The organism is Rahnella sp. P4_A8, from assembly GCF_056402435.1.
This window is the reverse complement of the sequence record NZ_JBFUHK010000346.1, coordinates 1-662: the sequence shown is the minus strand read 5'-3', so window position 1 is coordinate 662 and position 662 is coordinate 1. Positions and strand designations below refer to the sequence as shown.

General features: G+C 49.5%; 2 protein-coding genes. One reads left to right on the top strand and one right to left on the bottom strand.

The window, feature by feature from the left end:
• The coding region (locus AC1DUO_RS25905; protein ID WP_477989596.1) for a transposase at positions 1-391 on the top strand (391 nt) is incomplete at its 5' end.
• Positions 392-471: 80 nt separating this feature from the next.
• Here the strand turns inward: AC1DUO_RS25905 and AC1DUO_RS25900 are convergent.
• The coding region (locus AC1DUO_RS25900; protein ID WP_477989594.1) for a hypothetical protein at positions 472-662 on the bottom strand (191 nt) is incomplete at its 5' end.

Genomic DNA, 662 nt, shown 5'->3' with positions numbered 1-662 from the left:
GCGTCTGTTGCTTGATAAGGTAAAAGGTATCGGGCCCATAACGCAGGCCACATTGCTGATACAGCTTCCGGAACTGGGCTGTCTTACGCGTCGACAGATTTCAGCTTTGGTTGGTGTTTGTCCTTATGACAGAGACAGTGGGCAACTCCGAGGGAAAAGGGCGATCTGGGGTGGAAGGTCTGGTCTGCGCGCCACTCTCTTTATGTCCATGCTTTCAGCGGTCCGTTATAACCCTCAAATCAAAGCTTTCTTTAACGGACTGTTAGCAAGGGGAAAACCCAAAAAAGTGGCGCTTACAGCCTGTATAAGGAAGTTTGTTACGATACTTAATGCCATGTTTCGCGATCAAAAAGACTGGGTTTATGAGGGGGCAAGCAGTCTAACCCCTTAGTTTTCACTCTCAGATGTAATGGCATATCAGGGTCTTCCTGAGGGGCTGCTCTGTGCCAATAGCGGCCATCCTGCCTTTCCTTAAAGCTGTGTGATCCATTCATGTCCAGGATACATCGCCTCCAGCCAACATTGTAGGTCGGCTTTTTCCTGAACGTGAAGCTTCGGCAGCGCAGCCTGGAAGTCTGCAGCATCTTTGGGCCGAATGTGTTTTGCCTTAAACAAAAGGACGAGAGCAGGAGCGAGATAAGGAATTCCGGATGGTGTTTCTC